The 18,402-nt window shown below is 71.2% G+C and carries 15 protein-coding genes; 3 read left to right on the forward strand and 12 right to left on the reverse strand.

Going from position 1 to position 18,402, the window contains the following annotated elements:
* Window positions 1-55: 55 nt before the first annotated feature.
* Genes rapZ through uvrA form a run of 4 tightly spaced genes read right to left on the reverse strand, consistent with a single transcriptional unit; the run spans window position 56 to window position 6,542 of the window.
* Window positions 56-991, reverse strand: a complete 936-nt coding sequence (gene rapZ / locus MWU57_RS01870; RefSeq protein WP_106269495.1) for an RNase adapter RapZ — start codon at window positions 989-991, stop codon at window positions 56-58.
* The gene (uvrC, locus tag MWU57_RS01875) at window positions 988-3,009 is read right to left on the reverse strand and encodes an excinuclease ABC subunit UvrC (protein ID WP_106269494.1); all 2,022 of its coding nucleotides are present in this window, start codon (window positions 3,007-3,009) and stop codon (window positions 988-990) included. The genes rapZ and uvrC overlap by 4 nt, the downstream gene beginning before the upstream one ends.
* Window positions 3,010-3,051: 42 nt before the next feature.
* Complete coding sequence (locus MWU57_RS01880) at window positions 3,052-3,561, reverse strand: OsmC family protein (RefSeq protein WP_106269493.1); 510 nt, start codon at window positions 3,559-3,561, stop codon at window positions 3,052-3,054.
* A gap of 17 nt (window positions 3,562-3,578) precedes the next feature.
* Window positions 3,579-6,542 carry an excinuclease ABC subunit UvrA gene (gene uvrA, locus MWU57_RS01885; protein WP_246906950.1) on the reverse strand — a complete coding sequence of 988 codons (2,964 nt, stop codon included), beginning with the start codon at window positions 6,540-6,542 and terminating at the stop codon, window positions 3,579-3,581.
* A gap of 114 nt (window positions 6,543-6,656) precedes the next feature.
* On the opposite strand from uvrA, the gene MWU57_RS01890 reads away from it, so the two are divergent.
* Window positions 6,657-6,953 carry a YciI family protein gene (locus MWU57_RS01890; RefSeq protein ID WP_106269491.1) on the forward strand — a complete coding sequence of 99 codons (297 nt, stop codon included), beginning with the start codon at window positions 6,657-6,659 and terminating at the stop codon, window positions 6,951-6,953.
* Window positions 6,954-6,980: 27 nt separating this feature from the next.
* Here MWU57_RS01890 and MWU57_RS01895 read toward each other — a convergent pair whose 3' ends face one another.
* The 7 genes from MWU57_RS01895 to coaE all read right to left on the reverse strand — a co-directional run bounded on the left by MWU57_RS01895 (window position 6,981) and on the right by coaE (window position 13,836).
* The gene (locus tag MWU57_RS01895; protein WP_246906951.1) at window positions 6,981-7,604 is read right to left on the reverse strand and encodes a hypothetical protein; all 624 of its coding nucleotides are present in this window, start codon (window positions 7,602-7,604) and stop codon (window positions 6,981-6,983) included.
* A gap of 45 nt (window positions 7,605-7,649) precedes the next feature.
* Window positions 7,650-8,693, reverse strand: coding sequence for a TerC family protein (locus MWU57_RS01900; protein WP_246906952.1), 1,044 nt, complete (start codon window positions 8,691-8,693; stop codon window positions 7,650-7,652).
* Entirely contained in the window at window positions 8,690-9,694 is a 1,005-nt protein-coding gene (locus MWU57_RS01905) for a TerC family protein (protein ID WP_106269488.1), read from the reverse strand. Before MWU57_RS01905 ends, MWU57_RS01900 begins: the two co-directional genes overlap by 4 nt.
* A 197-nt stretch (window positions 9,695-9,891) precedes the next feature.
* Window positions 9,892-10,320: a VOC family protein gene (locus MWU57_RS01910; RefSeq protein ID WP_246906954.1), complete on the reverse strand. Its 429-nt coding sequence runs from the start codon at window positions 10,318-10,320 to the stop codon at window positions 9,892-9,894.
* A 75-nt stretch (window positions 10,321-10,395) separates the two neighbouring features.
* Window positions 10,396-12,504 carry an excinuclease ABC subunit UvrB gene (uvrB, locus tag MWU57_RS01915; protein WP_106269486.1) on the reverse strand — a complete coding sequence of 703 codons (2,109 nt, stop codon included), beginning with the start codon at window positions 12,502-12,504 and terminating at the stop codon, window positions 10,396-10,398.
* A gap of 67 nt (window positions 12,505-12,571) precedes the next feature.
* Window positions 12,572-13,201 carry a pyroglutamyl-peptidase I gene (locus tag MWU57_RS01920; RefSeq protein WP_246906956.1) on the reverse strand — a complete coding sequence of 210 codons (630 nt, stop codon included), beginning with the start codon at window positions 13,199-13,201 and terminating at the stop codon, window positions 12,572-12,574.
* Entirely contained in the window at window positions 13,198-13,836 is a 639-nt protein-coding gene (gene coaE / locus MWU57_RS01925; protein WP_246906958.1) for a dephospho-CoA kinase, read from the reverse strand. The genes MWU57_RS01920 and coaE overlap by 4 nt, the downstream gene beginning before the upstream one ends.
* A gap of 34 nt (window positions 13,837-13,870) precedes the next feature.
* Between coaE and MWU57_RS01930 the strand changes: the two genes are divergently transcribed.
* Window positions 13,871-15,799: an ABC transporter ATP-binding protein gene (locus tag MWU57_RS01930; RefSeq protein WP_246906959.1), complete on the forward strand. Its 1,929-nt coding sequence runs from the start codon at window positions 13,871-13,873 to the stop codon at window positions 15,797-15,799.
* A gap of 80 nt (window positions 15,800-15,879) precedes the next feature.
* On the opposite strand, the gene rpsA is transcribed toward MWU57_RS01930, so the two are convergent.
* Window positions 15,880-17,382, reverse strand: a complete 1,503-nt coding sequence (gene rpsA / locus MWU57_RS01935) for a 30S ribosomal protein S1 (RefSeq protein ID WP_106269482.1) — start codon at window positions 17,380-17,382, stop codon at window positions 15,880-15,882.
* 219 nt (window positions 17,383-17,601) lie between these two features.
* Between rpsA and MWU57_RS01940 the strand changes: the two genes are divergently transcribed.
* Window positions 17,602-18,396 carry a class I SAM-dependent methyltransferase gene (locus MWU57_RS01940; protein WP_246906961.1) on the forward strand — a complete coding sequence of 265 codons (795 nt, stop codon included), beginning with the start codon at window positions 17,602-17,604 and terminating at the stop codon, window positions 18,394-18,396.
* The last annotated feature ends 6 nt before the right edge of the window (window positions 18,397-18,402 follow it).

Consider the following 18,402-nt stretch of genomic DNA (forward strand, 5'->3'; position numbering starts at 1 on the left):
AGGTGTCGGGAAGGGGCGCGCGAGGACGCCTTCGGCGGGTGCGGAGCTCAGCGTCTCACTCCTTGCCGAGGTCACGGGCGGTGACCGTGACGCGCTGCCCGGTGGCGCGCAGGCGGTCGGCGATCTCTCCGGCGAGCGCGACGGACCGGTGCTTGCCGCCGGTGCATCCGACGGCGATCGTCACGTACCGCTTCTCCTCCGCGAGGTACCCGGCCAGCACGGGCTCGAGGGCCGCGACGTACCGTTCGACGAACTCGGTCGCGCCGGGCCGTCCCAGGACGTAGCTGCGCACGGCCTCGTCCTGCCCCGTCAGGTGGCGCAGCTCGGAGATCCAGTACGGGTTGGCGAGGAACCGCACGTCCGCGACGTGGTCGGCGTCGAGCGGCAGACCGTACTTGAAGCCGAACGCCACCACGTTGATCCGCAGGGCGTCGACCGAGCCGGCGGCGACGGCGTCGCGCACCTCCTTGGCGAGGTCGTGCACCGACAGGCCGGTGGTGTCGAGGACGACGTCGGCCCGTTCGGCGATCGAGGCCAGCACCCGACGCTCCGCGGCGATGCCGTCGAGGATGCGCCCGCCGCCCTGCAGCGGGTGCGGACGGCGCACGCTCTCGAAACGCCGCACGAGCACCTCGTCCGAGGCGTCGAGGAACAGGATCCGGTAGGTGACCCCGCCCGACCGCAGGTGCCCCAGCGCCTCGGTCAGCTCGGGGAAGTACTCGCGCCCACGGACGTCGACGACGACCGCCAGACGCTCGACCGAGGAGCCGGCCTTGGTCATCAGGTCGACGAGCGGGACGATCATCAGCGGAGGGAGGTTGTCCACCACGAACCAGTCGAGGTCCTCCAGGACTCCGGCCGCCCGGGTGCGGCCGGCACCGGACATGCCCGTGATGATGAGCACCTCGGGGTCGGAACGGTCAGGTGCGGGCGTGGCGGCCTCGATCGCGGCGATGCCCTGCGGGACGGTGATGGGCGACGGTTCGCTCATGGGTCAAGCATGCCAGCCCGCGGACCCTGCACGGTGCCGCCCTGGCCGACGGCGTCGCTCTTGGCGAGCGCGTCGGCCACCGCCTGGGCGGTGCGTGCGCCCATGCCCTTGACCTCGGCGATCTCCTCCACGCTCGCCGCACGCAGCCGCTTCACCGAGCCGAACCGGGCGAGCAGCGCCTGCTGGCGTGCCGGGCCGAGGCCCGGGACGTCGTCGAGCACGGACGAGACCATGCCCTTGCTGCGGCGACGACGGTGCTGGGCGATGGCGAACCGGTGCGCCTCGTCCCGGACCCGCTGCAGCAGGTACAGGCCCTGGGAGGCGCGCTGCAGGATGACGGGATAGTCCTCGCCGGGCATCCACACCTCCTCCAGCCGCTTCGCCAGCCCGCACAGCGCGACGTCGGTCACCCCGAGCTCCGCGAGCGCCCGGGCGGCCGCCGCGACCTGTGGTGGGCCACCGTCCACGACGACGAGGTGCGGCGGGTAGGCGAAGCGCCGACGTTCCTCCGGGTCCACCTCCGAGGCGACCTCGCCGTTCGTCCCGAGCTCGCCGCTGGCGTGCCGGTCGCTGAGGTAGCGCTTGAAGCGGCGGGTGATGACCTCGTACATGGCTGCCGTGTCGTCCGCCGCGCCGTCGCCGTCCGGCCCGCGGACCGAGAACGACCGGTACTCGCTCTTGCGCGGCAGCCCGTCCTCGAACACGACCATCGACGCCGACTGGTAGGTGCCCTGGGTGTGCGAGACGTCGTAGCACTCGATCCGCAGCGGGGCCTCGTCGAGCCCGAGCGCCTCCTGGAGCTCGGCCAGCGCCTGGCTGCGGGTCGTGAGGTCGCCGGCGCGCCGCGTCCGGTGCAGCGCGAGCGCCTGCTCGGCGTTCTTGCGGACGGTCTCGGCGAGCTCGCGCTTGTCGCCGCGCTGCGGCACCCGGACGTCGACCCGGGCTCCCCGCAGACCGGCCAGCCAGGCCGTGACCTGCTCGAGGTCCGCGGGGAGGACGGGCACGAGCACCTCCCGGGGCACGGCGTCGCGCGCCACGGCCCGTGCCTCACGCTCGGACGCGTCGGGGTCGCGCGCGTCGTCGACCGCTCCGTAGACCTGCTGGAGCAGGTGCTCCACCAGCTCGGCGTCCGTGGCGTCCTCGACCTTCTCGACCACCCAGCCGCGCTGACCCCGGATCCGGCCGCCGCGGACGTGGAACACCTGGACCGCCGCCTCCAGCTCGTCGCCGACCATGGCGAAGACGTCGGCGTCGGTCGCGTCGGAGAGCACGACGGCGTTCTTCTCCGTCACGCGCCGCAGGGCCGCCAGGTCGTCGCGCAGCCGGGCCGCCTGCTCGTACTCGAGGTTCGCGGCGGCGTCGGACATCTCCTGCTCGAGCCGGCGCACGAAGCGGGCCGTGTCGCCCGCCATGAAGTCGCACAGGTCACGCGCCAGGTCGTGGTGGTCCTCAGGGCTGATCCGCCCGACGCAGGGCGCGGCGCACTTGTCGATGTAGCCGAGCAGGCACGGGCGGCCCGACTGCTGCGCCCGCCGGTACACCCCGGCCGAGCAGGTCCGCACCGGGAAGACCCGCAGCAGGAGGTCGAGCGTCTCGCGGATCGCCCACGCGTGACCGTAGGGACCGAAGTAGCGCGTGCCGGGGCGCTTCGCCCCGCGCATCACCTGCGCCCGAGGAATCTCGTCACCCATCGTGACCGCGAGGTAGGGATACGACTTGTCGTCGCGGTACTTGACGTTGAACCGGGGGTCGTACTCCTTGATCCAGGAGTACTCCAGGGCGAGGGCCTCCACCTCCGTGCCGACGACCGTCCACTCGACCGAGGCGGCCGTGGTGACCATCTGCTGCGTGCGGTGGTGCAGGTTGGCGACGTCCTGGAAGTAGCTGGACAGCCGCTGACGCAGGTTCTTCGCCTTGCCGACGTAGATCACGCGGCCGTGGGCGTCACGGAACCGGTACACGCCCGGCGAGGTCGGGATCTCTCCCGGCCGAGGTCGATATGTCGCAGGGTCGGCCATGGGCCCCAGGTTAGGTCAGGGCACCGACATCGCGGGAACCGCTCAGGCGGCGGCGTCCGCCAGGTGCAGCGGTGCCGGCTCGACGAGCACGCTGAAGTTGACGCTCCGGGACAGGAAGCACAGGGCGTGCGCACGGTGGTGCAGAGCCTCGACGTGCTCGTCGGTGGCCCGCTCCCCCGGTTCCACGACCACCCGCGGCCGCAGCGTCACGTCCGTGAACTGGCCCTCGCCACGAGCCTCGACCCGCATCGTCCCGGTCGCGTCGTCGGTGTACTCCCGCACCGCGAGCCCGCTCTCGGCCGCCAGGTGCAGGAACCACAGCATGTGGCACTGCGACAGGCTGGCCACGAACAGGTCCTCGGGGCTGAAGCGGTCCGGGTCGCCGCGGAAGCTCGGGTCCGCCGATCCGGGCAGCACCGGGCGACCGGGCAGCACGACGTCGTGGTCGCGTGTGTACGCGGTGTACGACGACGTCACCGCGTCGGCGCCGCCCGGCACGACCTCGGCAGCGGGCCAACGGACGGCGACGGAGTACTCGTGGTGGGCTCCCATGGCCACACCGTAGAGGCTCAGGCGGCGTCGCGCTTGGTGGCTCGCGCCTTCTTGGTGCTCTTGCGTCCGGTGGGTGCCGGCGAGGCGGTGGCCGATGCCGCCGGCGGCTCGACGGGAACGTCCGGGTGCGCCGCGAGCACCTCGGCGAGGTACCGCCCCGTGTGGCTCGCCTCGACCTCGGCGACCTGCTCGGGCGTGCCCTGCGCCACGACCATGCCGCCGCCCGAGCCGCCCTCCGGCCCCATGTCGACCACCCAGTCGGCGCTCTTGATGACGTCGAGGTTGTGCTCGATCACGAGCACCGTGTTGCCCTTGTCCGCCAGCGACTGCAGGACGCCCAGCAGCTTGCGGATGTCCTCGAAGTGCAGACCTGTCGTGGGCTCGTCCAGCACGTACACGGTGCGGCCCGTCGACCGCTTCTGCAGCTCGCTCGCGAGCTTGACCCGCTGCGCCTCGCCCCCGGAGAGGGTCGGCGCCGGCTGCCCGAGGCGCACGTACCCGAGCCCGACGTCCACCAGCGTGGACAGGTGCCGCGAGATCGCGGGGAACGCCGCGAAGAACTCGGCGGCCTCCTCGATGGGCATGGCGAGCACGTCGGCGACCGTCTTGCCCTTGAAGTGGACCTCGAGCGTCTCGCGGTTGTACCGCGCGCCGTGGCACACCTCGCACGGCACGTAGACGTCCGGGAGGAAGTTCATCTCGATCTTCAGCGTGCCGTCGCCCGAGCAGGCCTCGCACCGGCCGCCCTTGACGTTGAAGGAGAACCGGCCCGGCCCGTAGCCACGGACCTTGGCCTCCTCCGTCTCGGCGAAGATCTTGCGCACCCGGTCCCACACCCCCGTGTAGGTCGCGGGGTTCGAGCGGGGCGTCCGGCCGATCGGCCCCTGGTCGACGTGCACGACCTTGTCCAGCTGCTCGGTGCCGGTCACGCGCGTGTGCCGCCCGGGGACCTGCCGGGCACCGTTGAGCTCGTTGGCCAGCACCGTGTGCAGGATCGAGTTCACGAGGGTCGACTTGCCGGAGCCCGAGACGCCCGTGACCGCCGTGAGCACCCCCAGCGGGAACGACACGTCGATGTCGCGCAGGTTGTTCTCCCGCGCACCCACCACGGAGACCTGGCGCGCGGGGTCCACCCCGCGGCGCGCGGCGGGCAGCGCGATGCTCCGCCGGCCGGACAGGTAGGCACCCGTCATCGAGCCCTCCGACTCCAGCAGCCCCGCGTAGTCGCCGGAGTGCACCACCGCGCCGCCGTGCTCGCCCGCGCCGGGCCCGACGTCGACGATCCAGTCCGCCGCGCGGATCGTGTCCTCGTCGTGCTCGACGACGATCAAGGTGTTGCCGAGGTCACGGAGCCGGGTGAGGGTGTCGATGAGTCGGCGGTTGTCGCGCTGGTGCAGGCCGATGCTGGGCTCGTCGAGCACGTACAGGACGCCCACCAGGCCCGAGCCGATCTGGGTCGCCAGGCGGATGCGCTGCGCCTCCCCGCCCGACAGCGTCCCCGCCGCCCGCTCCAGGGTCAGGTAGTGCAGCCCGACGTCGAGCAGGAAGCCGAGCCGCGCGTGGATCTCCTTGAGCACCTCGCCCGCGATCGCCGTCTCGCGCGCACCGAGCTCGAGCGCGTCCAGGTACTCCTTGGCGTCGCCGATCGGCAGCCGGCACACGTCCCAGATCGACTTCGAGCCCACCTTGACCGCGAGGACCTCCGGCTTGAGGCGCGCGCCGTGGCACTCCGGGCACGGGACCTCACGCATGTAGGCCTCGTACCGCTCCTTGGACCAGTCCGACTCGGTCTCGGCGTGCCGGCGCTCGATGAAGGTCACCGCGCCCTCGAACCCCGTCGAGTACTGGCGTTCGCGGCCCCACCGGTTGCGGTACTTCACGTGCACCTGGTGGTTGCGCCCGTGCAGGACGGCGTCCCGAGCCCGCTGCGGCAACGCTCGCCACGGGACGTCCATCGAGAACTTCATCTCCTCGGCGAGCGCCCCGAGGACGCGCTCGAAGTACTCGGAGGAGGTCTGCGACCACGGTGCGACCGCGCCCTCGCGCAGCGTCCGCTCGTGGTCCGGCACGATCAGCTCGGGGTCGACCTCCAGGCGGAAGCCGATGCCGGTGCACTCCGGGCACGCGCCGTACGGCGCGTTGAACGAGAAGGTCCGCGGCTCGATCTCGTCGAGGCTCAGCGGGTGGTCGTTGGGGCAGGAACGCTTCTCGGAGTACTTCAGCAGACCGGGCAGTCCGTTCTCCTCACCGGCGTCGTCGGTGACGTCGACCAGGTCGATCATCACCAGTCCACCCGCCAGTCCCAGCGCCGTCTCCACGGAGTCGGTCAGCCTGCGCTGCACGCCGTCACGCGCGACCAACCGGTCGACGACCACCTCGATGTCGTGCTTGACCTTCTTCTCCAGCGCGGGCGGGCTGCTGAGCTGGACGACGTCACCGTCGACCCGCGCCCGGGAGAAACCCTGCGTCTGCAGCTCGGCGAAGAGTTCGGCGTACTCGCCCTTGCGCCCGCGCACCACCGGTGCGAGCACCTGGTACCGGGTGCCCTCCGGCAGGTCGAGGATCTTGTCCACGATCTGCTGCGGCGTCTGCGCCTGGACCGGCTCGTCGCACACCGGGCAGTGCTGGGTGCCGGCGCGCGAGAAGAGCAGGCGGAGGTAGTCGTAGACCTCGGTGATCGTGCCGACCGTGGAACGCGGGTTGCGGTTGGTCGACTTCTGGTCGATCGAGACCGCGGGGCTCAGCCCCTCGATGAAGTCGACGTCCGGCTTGTCCATCTGGCCGAGGAACTGGCGGGCGTAGGCGGACAGCGACTCGACGTAGCGCCGCTGGCCCTCGGCGAAGATGGTGTCGAAGGCGAGCGACGACTTTCCCGAGCCGCTCAGACCGGTGAAGACGATGAGCGAGTCCCGCGGCAGGTCGAGGTCGACGTTGCGCAGGTTGTGCTCGCGGGCACCGGAGACGACGAGGCGATTGCTCACCGCAGCATCCTACGGCCCACCACCGACATTCGTACAGGTGTTCCATGTCACGTCCTCGTGGTGGTACGGCGGACACCTCGGCCGCCGACCGTCCCGGGATGCTTGGATGGCGCCATGAACGTCTATGCCGTCACCTACGTCTACGCACCGGGCAGCGCCTCCGCTCGGGACCGCGTCCGCCCTGCGCACCGTGACCACCTGCAGGCGCTGTGCGCCGAGGGGGCCGTGCTGGTCTCGGGGCCCCTGCCCGCCACGGACCAGGAGCCGGACGGCGCCCTCATCGTCGTGCGCGCCCCGTCGGCGACGGCGGCGACGGAGCTGCTCGACACCGACCCGTTCCGCCGCGAGGGGCTCGTCGCCGCGGTCGGCGTGCGTGCGTGGGTGCCCGTCATCGGCGGGTTCGCGGCCTGACGCTCACGACCGCGGGCGCCTGCACGCTCAACGGCGCGCGGCGGACCTCGTGGCGTAGTAGTCCGAGGAGGCGCGCTGCCACATCAGCGCGACGGTCGTGACGACGAGGCCCACCTGCAGGACTCCCAGCACCGCCTGGGGCGTCGCGCCGGCCTGAGCCAGGCCGGACACGTAGTTGACGACGTACACCGCGGCAAGGACCGTGCCCAGCACGCGGGCCCACGGCCTGCCCTGCCGGTTCTTGACCGCCATCCAGGCCCAGAGGCCGGCAGAGATCGCTCCGCCGGCGACGAGCCCCACCACGATCATGCCCTCCAGCATGGCCAGGAACTCCGGCGTGGCCAGCTCCTGCATCCCCTGGGCGGCGAGCTCCTGTGCCACCAGCGTGTTCACCGTGTCGACCATGAAATACGCGACGACGGCACCGAGCAGGCTCAGCACCGCGCCGACCCACATCAGCGAGACGGCGATGCGCAGGGGGCGCGGGGGACCTTCCGGCGCGGGGTGCTCGGACCAGGGAGACGGCGACGGGGCGCCGGACCCGGCCGACGGCAGGTACCGGCCGTACGCCGGCAGGGGCCTGCCGTCGGCCGGCGGCGGTCCGTCCGCACCCTCGGGCGGCGGCTGGTGCAGGCTCGAGCTGTCGGACACGGTGGGCTCCTCTTCGGCGACGACGGCCCAGTATGCCGCACCAGGTCAGTGCAGGTCTCGCCCGCCGTCGTCGGGCGACGCCGCCGAGGCCACCTCGACCGGGACCTGCGCAGGGACCGTCGGGGTCCGTCGGGTCCTGATCAGGCTGGCCACCGTCGCGACGGCGAGCGAGCCGACGATGACGAGCAGCGACAGCCAGATCGGCACCTCGGGCACCCACTCGATCGGCTGCCCGCCGTTGACGAAGGGCAACGTGTTGCCGTGCATGGCCTCCATGATCAGCTTCACCCCGATGAAGCCCAGGATCACCGAGAGCGCCACGGGCAGGTAGACGAGCCGCTCCAGGAGCCCGCCGAGCAGGAAGTAGAGCTGACGCAGGCCCATGAGCGCGAAGACGTTCGTGGTGAAGACGATGAACGGGTCCTTCGTCAGACCGAAGATCGCCGGGATCGAGTCCAGGGCGAACAGCAGGTCGGTGGTGCCGATCGCGACGAACACGACGAGCATCGGGGTCCACAGACGCCTGCCGTCGACGACCGTGCGGACCTTGGCGCCGTCGTAGGCGTCCGCGACCGGCAGGACCCGGCGCAGGAGACGGATCGCGACGTTCTCCTTGTACTCCTCGTCGTCGTCGCCGGCCAGCAGCTTGACGGCCGTGTAGAGCAGGAACGCCCCGAACAGGTAGAAGACGGCCAGGAACTCCGCGATCAGCGCGGCGCCCGCGAGGATGAAGCCCGCCCTGAGCACGAGCGCGATGATGATGCCCACCATCAGCACCTTCTGCTGGTGCTCCCGCGGCACCGCGAACCGCGACATGATGATGACGAAGATGAACAGGTTGTCGATGCTGAGCGAGTACTCGGTCAGCCAGCCGGCGTAGAACTCGCCTGCCGGTGCGGCGCCTCCGACGGCCAGCACGACGAGGCCGAAGACGACCGCCAGGCTCACGTAGACCGCGACCCAGATGCCGCTCTCCTTCATCGACGGCACGTGCGGCCGGCGCCCGACGATCGCCAGGTCTGCGACCAGCAGCAGCGCGATCGCGGCGAGCGCCACGACCTCGAACAGCACCGGCAGCTCGTGGGTCATTCGTCACCCTTCGCGGCCGCGACGCCGACGCGCTGGTCGCGGCGCGTCTTCGCCAGGGACGCGACGGTGGTGACGGCGAGCACCACCACGATGAACGTCAGCGAGTAGCTCGTGGGGATCTCGGGGATCGCCTCGACGTGCTGGCCGCCGTTGACGAACGGGAGCTCGTTGGTGTGCAGGGCGTGGATGATCAGCTTCACGCCGATGAAGCCGAGGATCGCGGCCAGCCCGTAGTTGAGGAACACGAGCCGGTCCAGCAGACCGTCGACGAGGAAGTAGAGCTGGCGCAGGCCGAGCAGCGAGAAGGCGTTGGCCGCGAAGACGAGGAACGTCTCCTGGGTCAGCCCGAAGATCGCCGGGATCGAGTCGACGGCGAAGAGCAGGTCGGCGCTGCCGATGGCGACCATCACGATGAGCATCGGCGTGATGTACCGCTTGCCGTCGATGCGGACGGTCATCCGGTGGTCGACGTAGTCGTCGGTCGTGCGGAACACTCGCCGGGTCAGCCGCAGCACGGCGTTCTCGGTGAACTCCTCGTCGTGCGAGGTGCCGGCACGGGCCTGGGCGATCGCGGTCCACACGAGGAACGCGCCGAACACGTAGAAGATCCAGGCGAAGTTCGCGATGAGCGCCGCCCCGGCGAGGATGAAGACGGTCCGCAGCACGAGCGCGATCGTGATGCCGATCAGGAGCACGCGCTGCTGGTGCTCCCGCGGCACGCGGAAGCTCGTCATGATCAGCACGAAGACGAAGAGGTTGTCGACGCTCAGCGACTTCTCGGTGATGTAGCCGGCGAAGTACTCACCGCCGTACTGGCTTCCCCAGCCCGCGAACACTATCGCCCCGAACGCGACGGCCACCGCCACGTAGGCGAGCGACCACCATGCCGACTCCTTCAGGGTCGGCGCGTGCGGCGTGCGCACGTGACCGAGGTAGTCGACGGCGAGCATCGCGAGGATCGCGGCGATCGTGACGAGCCAGACCCAGACGGGGACATCCATGACAGATCCTTCCGGTACGCAGGACGAGGCACCGGAGGTCTCTCTCACCCGTCGTTCCGGGTGGGTGAGACCGAACCGGCACCGACGCCGGTCGTACTGACGGCCTCACCACTTGGGAGATACTCCCCTCCAACGATCGACCAGCATACGGCACGAGGCCGGTTCGGTCGCCGGCACGCCACGCTGCCGACGGCCGCTCACTGGAGGCAGAACTCGTTGCCCTCCGGGTCCTGCATGACGATCCAGACGTCCCCGAGCTCGGCGCCCTCGGTGAGGACCGTCGCACCCAGGGCGGTGAGCCGCTCGGCCTCGGCCTGCAGCACCACGAGGCGCTCGTGATCCGCCCGTCCTCCGCTGACGTTCAGGTCGAGATGCACCCGGTTCTTGCCCATCTTGGGCTCCGGCACCTGCTGGATGAAGATCCGCGGACCCACGCCGGCCGGGTCGCTCACGGCGTTCTTGCTGTTCCACCGCTCCGGCGGCACGCCCCATGCCGTCAGAGCCTCCTCCCACGTGGCGAACCCGGCCGGGGGCGCGTCCCGCTCGTAGCCCAGCGCGGCACACCAGAACTCACCGAGCGCTCTCGGGTCGGCTGCGTCGAAGGTCACCTGAAAGGTCGTCGCCATGTTGAGCTCCTCCGGTCCGGTGGGTGGGCGGGCGGCCCGGGGTCCGGGGCGCGGGCACGCCCCGGGCCCCCGGCGTCAGCCCGTGGCCGCCCGCATCTGGCGCAGCTCCTTCTTGAGCCCGCCGATCTCGTCGCGCAGGCGTGCCGCCACCTCGAACTGCAGCTCGGCGGCGGCGGCGTGCATCTGGTCGCTGAGCTCCTGGATCAGCTCGGCGAGCTCGTCGCCCGCCAGCCCGGCCAGGCGGTTGCCCGACGTCGAGGCCTCCTTCGGCGATCCGGGCACGGGCGCCTTGCCGCGGCTGTCCCCTGCTGCCCGGCGGTAGCCTCCCGCCAGCAGCTCGGCCGTGTCGATGTCCTCCCGGGCCAGCATGTCCGTGACGTCCGCGATCCGCTTGCGCAACGGCTGGGGGTCGATCCCCCGCTCGGCGTTGTAGGCCTTCTGCTTCTCCCGACGTCGGTCGGTCTCGTCGAGCGCGAACCGCATCGCCGGGGTGATCTTGTCGGCGTACATGTGCACCTGACCGGTGACGTTGCGGGCGGCGCGGCCGATCGTCTGGATCAGGGAGCGCTCGGAGCGCAGGAAGCCCTCCTTGTCGGCGTCGAGGATCGCCACCAGCGAGACCTCCGGCAGGTCCAGGCCCTCGCGCAGGAGGTTGATGCCCACCAGCACGTCGTACTCCCCCATGCGCAGCTCACGGAGCAGCTCGACGCGGCGCAGGGTGTCGACCTCGGAGTGCAGGTAGCGCACCCGCACGTCCTTGCCCAGCAGGTAGTCGGTGAGGTCCTCGGCCATCTTCTTGGTCAGGGTCGTGACCAGCACCCGCTCGTTGCGCTCCACGCGGTCGCGGATCTCGCCCAGCAGGTCGTCGATCTGGCCGGTCGTGGGCTTGACCACCACCTCCGGGTCGACGAGGCCGGTGGGCCGGATGATCTGCTCGACGACGCCGTCGGACATCGACAGCTCGTAGTCGCCGGGGGTCGCCGAGAGGTAGACCGTCTGCCCGATGCGTTCCACGAACTCCTCCCAGCGCAGCGGCCGGTTGTCCATGGCGCTGGGAAGGCGGAACCCGTGGTCCACCAGCGACCGCTTGCGCGACATGTCGCCCTCGAACATCGCCCCGATCTGCGGGACGGTCACGTGCGACTCGTCGATGACGAGCAGGAAGTCCTCGGGGAAGTAGTCGAGCAGCGTGTTCGGCGGGGTACCCCCCTCGCGGCCGTCGATGTGACGTGAGTAGTTCTCGATGCCGTTGCAGGTCCCGATCGAGCGCATCATCTCGATGTCGTAGCTGGTGCGCATCCGCAGCCGCTGAGCCTCGAGCAGCTTGTTCTGCTGCTCCAGCTCGGCCAGGCGCGTCTCGAGCTCTGCCTCGATGCTGCCGATCGCGCGCTCCATCCGCTCCGGACCCGCCACGTAGTGCGTCGCCGGGAAGAGGTACACGCTCTGTTCCGTACGGATCACGTCACCCGTGAGGGGGTGCAGCGTCTGGATCGACTCGATCTCGTCGCCGAACATCTCGATGCGCACGGCCAGCTCCTCGTACACCGGGATGATCTCCACGGTGTCGCCACGCACGCGGAACGTCCCGCGGGTGAACGCCATGTCGTTGCGCGAGTACTGCATCTGCACGAACTTGCGCAGCATCTCGTCGCGGTCGACGACGTCCCCCACCTCGAGCCGCACCATCCGGTCGACGTACTCCTGCGGTGTACCCAGGCCGTAGATGCACGACACGGACGCCACCACGACGGTGTCGCGACGGGTCAGCAGGTTCGACGTCGCCGAGTGCCGCAGCCGCTCCACCTCGTCGTTGATCGAGGAGTCCTTCTCGATGTAGGTGTCCGTCTGGGCGATGTACGCCTCGGGCTGGTAGTAGTCGTAGTAGGACACGAAGTACTCGACGGCGTTGTTCGGCAGCAGCTCACGGAACTCCGTGGCGAGCTGCGCCGCGAGCGTCTTGTTCGGCGCCATGATGAGCGTCGGACGCTGCAGCTTCTCGATGAGCCAGGCGGTGGTCGCGCTCTTGCCGGTACCCGTGGCGCCCAGCAGGACGACGTCCTTCTCGCCTGCCTGGATCCGCTCGGAGAGCGCTCCGATCGCGGCCGGCTGGTCTCCGCTGGGCTCGAACTCGGAGATCACCTCGAAGGGAGCAACGGTGCGCTGCAGGTCGGTCACGGGTCGCATGCCCCCACGGTAGGCCGGGCCACCGACAACCGCCTCGGGACGTGCGGGCCCGACCAGTTCAGTCAGGTCAGTGCTCGGTACCGGCCGCCAGGACGAGGTCGTCGATCCGTCCGGCGCGGTGGTCGGCCGCCGTGCGCACGACCGCTGCGAGGGCGCGCGCCGACCCGGCCACCGGGACGACGTCGGCCGCGGGCACGTGCACGAAACCAGCCCGCACGTCCGTGGCCGCCAGCGCGTGCGCGAGCGCGTAGAAGGTGGCGTTGCAGACGTAGGTGCCGGCCGTGTTGCTGACGGCGACGGGGACGCCGGTCCCGCGCACGGACGCCAGGGCCGCCTTCAGGGGCAGCGAGCTCAGGTAGGCGACCGGGCCGTCGGCGACGACCGGCTCGTCGACCGGTGCCCGCCCTGCGGCGTCCGGGATCCGGGCGTCGACGACGTTGACCGCGACCCGTTCGAGCCGCACGGCGCGTGAGCCCGCCGCGAGACCCACGCACACGACGACCTGCGGGGAGTGCTCGGCGAGCAGCCGGCGCAGGAGCGCAGGGGCGCCCCGGAAGGAGACCGGCAGCCGGGCGACGACCAGCTCCTCCGGGCGCTGCTCGTCGGCCCACGCCGCCCGGAGGCACCGCACGGCCTCCCACGACTCGTTGACCGCCGCGCCGTCGAAGGGCTCGAACCCCGTGACGAGGACCTTCACGCGCGCTCGTCCTCCTCGGCGTCCAACTCCTGCGCGACCTCCGTCGCCACCCGGGCCCACAGATCGTCCACCTGCGCCCTCAGGCCGGCCTCCGTACCGGTCCCGTCGAGCAGGACGTCGGCCACGGCCCGACGCTCGTCGTCGCCCGCCTGCGCCTCGACGCGCGCACGGGCCTCCGCCTCCGTCAGCGACCGGCCGGTCACCAGCCGCCGCACGCGCTGCTCCGCCGGGGCGTCGACCACCGCCACGAGGTGGTAGCGGTCCGCATGGCCGGTCTCGACGAGCAGCGGGACGTCGTGCACGACGACGGCACGCGGGTCGGCGGCGCCCGCTGCGGCCTCGCGCTCGGCCGCCAGACGGCGCACCTGCGGGTGCACGATCCCCTCGAGCCGGCTCCGTGCACCACGGTCGGCGAACACCAGCCGTCCGAGAGCGGGCCGGTCCAGCGAACCGTCGCCGGCCAGCACCTGGTCGCCGAACGCCTCGACCACCTCGGCGAGCCCCACGGAGCCCGGCGCGACCGCCTCGCGCGCCAGCACGTCGTGGTCCACGACCACCGCGCCCAGCTCGTCGAGACGACGGGAGACGACGGACTTGCCTGCGGCGATGCCACCGGTGAGACCCATGCGGAACATGGGTACATCCTGCCCTCGCCGTAGGCTTCACGCCATGAGCATGGGCGGGCGAGCACCCGGTGGACGGCCCGGTGGAGCCGGGATGGGCGGGCCGATGCGGTCCTACCTCCAGGACGCGTCGGTGCGCCGGCGCCGGCTCCCCCGCGAGACCCTGCGCCGCATCCTGGCCTTCGCCCGCCCCTACCGGGGCCGACTGGCGCTCTTCGTGCTCCTGCTCCTCGTGGGGGCGGCAGCCGGCGCGGCGGTCCCGCTGCTCTTCCGCCGCCTCATCGACGTCGGCATCGGCGACGGGCAGCGCGACGTCGTGCTGGCCATGGCGGCGGCGGCGGCCGGCCTCGCTCTCCTGACCGCTGTGCTGACGCTCGCCGAGCGGTGGGTGTCGGCGGTCGTCGGCGAGGAGCTCATCGTCGACCTGCGCACCGGCGTCTACGACCACGTCCAGCGCATGCCGCTGGCCTTCTTCTCCCGCGCACGGACCGGGGCGCTCGTGCAACGGCTCAACGGGGACGTGCTCGGAGCGCAGCAGGCCTTCACGTCCACCCTGCAGACGGTCGTCTCCAACGGCCTCACGATCGTCTTCACCCTCGCGGCGATGTTCGCGATGTCGTGGAGCCTCACGCTGCTGGCCCTGGCTCTCCTGCCGGCGTTCGTCCTGCCCGCCCGCTGGTTCGGCCGACGGATCGCCGCCCTGGCGCACCGCGGCTACGAGCTCGACGCCGACGCCGGACAACTGATGAACGAGCGGTTCAACGTCGCCGGGGCCCACCTGGCCAAGGTGTTCGGCGACCCGGAGCGCGAGGCCGCCCGCTACGCCGAGCAGGCGCGGGCGTTGCGTGACGTCGGCGTCGCACGAGCTCTGTACTCGACCTGGTTCCGCGTCGGTCTGACGACGCTCGCCTCCGTCGCCATCGCCGTCGTCTACGGGGTCGGCGGCCTGCAGGCGATCGCCGGTCAGCTCACCGTCGGCACGATCGTCGCGCTCACCGCCTACCTCGGACGGCTCTACGGCCCCCTGACCGCCATGTCGAACGTGCAGGTCGACGTGATGACGGCACTCGTGAGCTTCGAGCGGGTGCTCGAGGTCCTCGACCTCGAGCCCACGGTGGCGGAGAAGCCTGATGCACTCGACCTCCGGGCGGCCGTGGCCACCCACGGGGCGGGCATCGAGCTGGACGCCGTGACGTTCCGCTACCCGCGGGCCGACGAGATCTCGCTCGCCTCGCTCGAGTCCGTCGCCACGGTCCGCAAGGACCCCGTCGGTGCCACGCTGCACGACGTGTCGTTCTCGGTGCCCGCCGGCTCGATGGTCGCCCTCGTGGGACCGTCCGGGGCGGGCAAGACGACCCTCTCCCAGCTCGTGGTCCGCCTGTACGACCCGACGGCCGGGGCGGTGCGCATCGCCGGTCAGGACCTCCGGGACGTCACCGCAGCCTCCCTCCGCGAGACGGTGGGCGTGGTGTCGCAGGAGGCCCACCTGTTCCACGACACGGTGGCGGGCAACCTGCGGTTCGCCCGCCACGACGCGACCGACGACCAGCTCTGGCACGCCCTCGAGCAGGCCCGGATCGGCGACCTCGTGGCCCGGATGCCCGAGGGCCTGGAGACGGTCGTCGGCGACCGCGGGTACCGTCTCTCGGGTGGTGAGCGTCAGCGGCTGGCGATCGCCAGGCTCCTGCTCAAGGCGCCGGACGTCGTCGTGCTCGACGAGGCGACCGCGCACCTCGACTCCGAGTCCGAGGCGGCCGTGCAGTCGGCGCTCGACGAGGCGCTGGCGGGCCGCACCTCGCTGGTCATCGCGCACCGGCTCTCCACCGTGCGGGCCGCCGACTCGATCGTGGTGCTCGACGACGGTGTCGTCGTCGAGCGGGGCACGCACGCCGAGCTCCTCGCGTCGAGCGGGCTCTACGCCGAGCTGTACCGGACCCAGTTCGCCGACCTCGACGCCGACCGGTCCGGCTCCTGACGAGACGAAGGCCCGCCACCCCGGGGGGTGGCGGGCCTTCGTCCTGGTCGACGACCCTCAGCGGGCCGGCGACCGTCGGCTCAGTTGCCGGTCAGCTTCTCACGGAGCGCGGCGAGCGCCTCGTCCGAAGCCAGCGTGCCGCCGGTCTCCTCCTCCTGCACGGGGGCAGCGGAGGAGTAGGACGACGAGGAGGACGACGAGGACGAGCTGCTGCTCGAACCGCCGGAGACGACGTCCCCGGCCGCGGCGTCGGCGTCGGCCGACAGCGCTGCGCGGACCTGCTCGCGGTGCGACTCCCAGCGGGCGTGCGCCTTGGCGTACTCCGCCTCCCAGGCCTCACGCTGCGTCTCGAAGCCCTCGAGCCACTCGTTCGTCTCGGGGTCGAAGCCCTCGGGGTACTTGTACTCCCCGTTCTCGTCGTAGTCGGCCGCCATGCCGTAGAGCGCGGGGTCGAAGTCCTCGGACTCCGGGTCCATGCCCTCGTTGGCCTGCTTGAGCGACAGCGAGATGCGGCGACGCTCGAGGTCGATGTCGATGACCTTGACGAAGACCTCGGCACCCACCTGGACGACCTGCTCGGGCAGCTCGACGTGGCGCACGGCCAGCTCCGAGATGTGCACGAGGCCCTCGATGCCGTCCTCGACGCGCACGAACGCGCCGAACGGCACGAGCTTGGTGACCTTGCCGGGCACGACCTGGCCGATGGCGTGCGTGCGGGCGAAGGTCTGCCACGGGTCCTCCTGCGTCGCCTTCAGCGACAGGGAGACCCGCTCGCGGTCGAAGTCGACGTCGAGCACCTCGACCGTGACCTCCTGACCGACCTCGACGACCTCGGAGGGGTGGTCGATGTGCTTCCAGGAGAGCTCGGAGACGTGCACGAGACCGTCCACGCCACCCAGGTCGACGAACGCACCGAAGTTGACGATGGAGGAGACGACACCGGGGCGGACCTGGCCCTTCTGCAGGGTCTGCAGGAAGGTGGAACGGACCTCGGACTGCGTCTGCTCGAGCCAGGCGCGGCGCGACAGGACCACGTTGTTGCGGTTCTTGTCGAGCTCGATGATCTTGGCCTCGATCTCCTTGCCGACGTACGGCGCGAGGTCGCGGACGCGGCGCATCTCCACCAGGGAGGCGGGGAGGAAGCCGCGCAGGCCGATGTCGAGGATGAGGCCACCCTTGACGACCTCGATGACGGTGCCGGTGACGACGCCGTCCTCCTCCTTGATCTTCTCGATCGTGCCCCAGGCGCGCTCGTACTGTGCGCGCTTCTTGGACAGGATCAGGCGACCCTCCTTGTCCTCCTTCTGGAGGACGAGAGCCTCGACGGCGTCACCGACGGTGACGACCTCGCCCGGGTCCACGTCGTGCTTGATGGAGAGCTCCCGGGACGGGATCACGCCCTCCGTCTTGTAGCCGATGTCGAGGAGGACCTCGTCGCGGTCGACCTTGACGATCGTGCCTTCGACGATGTCACCATCGTTGAAGTACTTGATGGTGGCGTCGACGGCGGCAAGGAAGTCTTCCTCGGTGCCGATGTCGTTGACGGCGACCTGCGGGGCGGACTTCGTGGTGGAGATGGTCATTGAGTAGTTGCTCCGATGCGGACAGGGCATAGTGCGGACAGGGGTCGTGGTGCAGGTGTACTGTGCGGCTGTCGGGCGGCCGTCGGCCAGACCGGCGGACTCACGGCGCACTGCACCGCGAGCTATCTTATCCGTGCAGTATGGAGGGGTCAACGCCGACGGCAGCGACGCCCTGAGACCCCTGTCACCGGCCGAGGTGTCGGGTGACACCATGGGGTCGTGACCGCGACCTGGTTCGGCTACCGAGACGCACCCGAGGACGACGGCTGCGCCGCCCGCGCGTGGTGGGACCGCCACGCCGACGAGTACCTCGACGAGCACGGCACCTTCCTCGGCGACGCCGGGTTCCGGTGGGGCCCGGAGGGGCTCGCCGAGTCGGAGGCAGGGCTGCTCGGCGAGGTGCGGGGCGCCGACGTCCTCGAGGTGGGCGCCGGCGCGGCACACTGCTCGCGCTGGCTCGCCCGGCAGGGCGCGCGCGTCGTCGCGACCGACGTGGCACCCGCGATGATGGACGCCGCGGCCCGCCTGGACGCCCGCGCCGGGACCCGTGTGCCGACGGTGGAGGCGGACGCCCGGGCGCTGCCCTTCGCCGACGAGACCTTCGACGTCGTCTTCACCTCGTTCGGCGCGATCCCCTTCGTCCCGGACGCGGACCGCGTGCACGCGGAGGCCGCGCGCGTGCTGCGGCCGGGCGGCAGGTGGGTGTTCTCCGTGACGCACCCCCTGCGCTGGGCCTTCCCTGACGACCCGGGGCCCGACGGGCTGACCGCGCACCGGTCGTACTTCGACCGGCGCCCCTACGTCGAGGCCGACGCGTCGGGCCACGTCGTCTATGCCGAGCACCACCGGACGGTGGGCGACCACGTGCGGGACGTCGTGGCGGCCGGCCTGCGCCTGCGCGACGTCGTCGAGCCCGAGTGGCCCGCCTGGAACAGGCAGAGCTGGGGCGGGTGGGGACCCGTCCGCGGCGCGTACCTGCCCGGCACGGCGGTGTTCGTCACCACCAAGGACTGACCCGGC

The sequence above is a fragment of the Isoptericola sp. S6320L genome, assembly GCF_023015685.1.
In the GTDB taxonomy this organism is placed as follows: domain Bacteria; phylum Actinomycetota; class Actinomycetes; order Actinomycetales; family Cellulomonadaceae; genus Isoptericola; species Isoptericola halotolerans_A.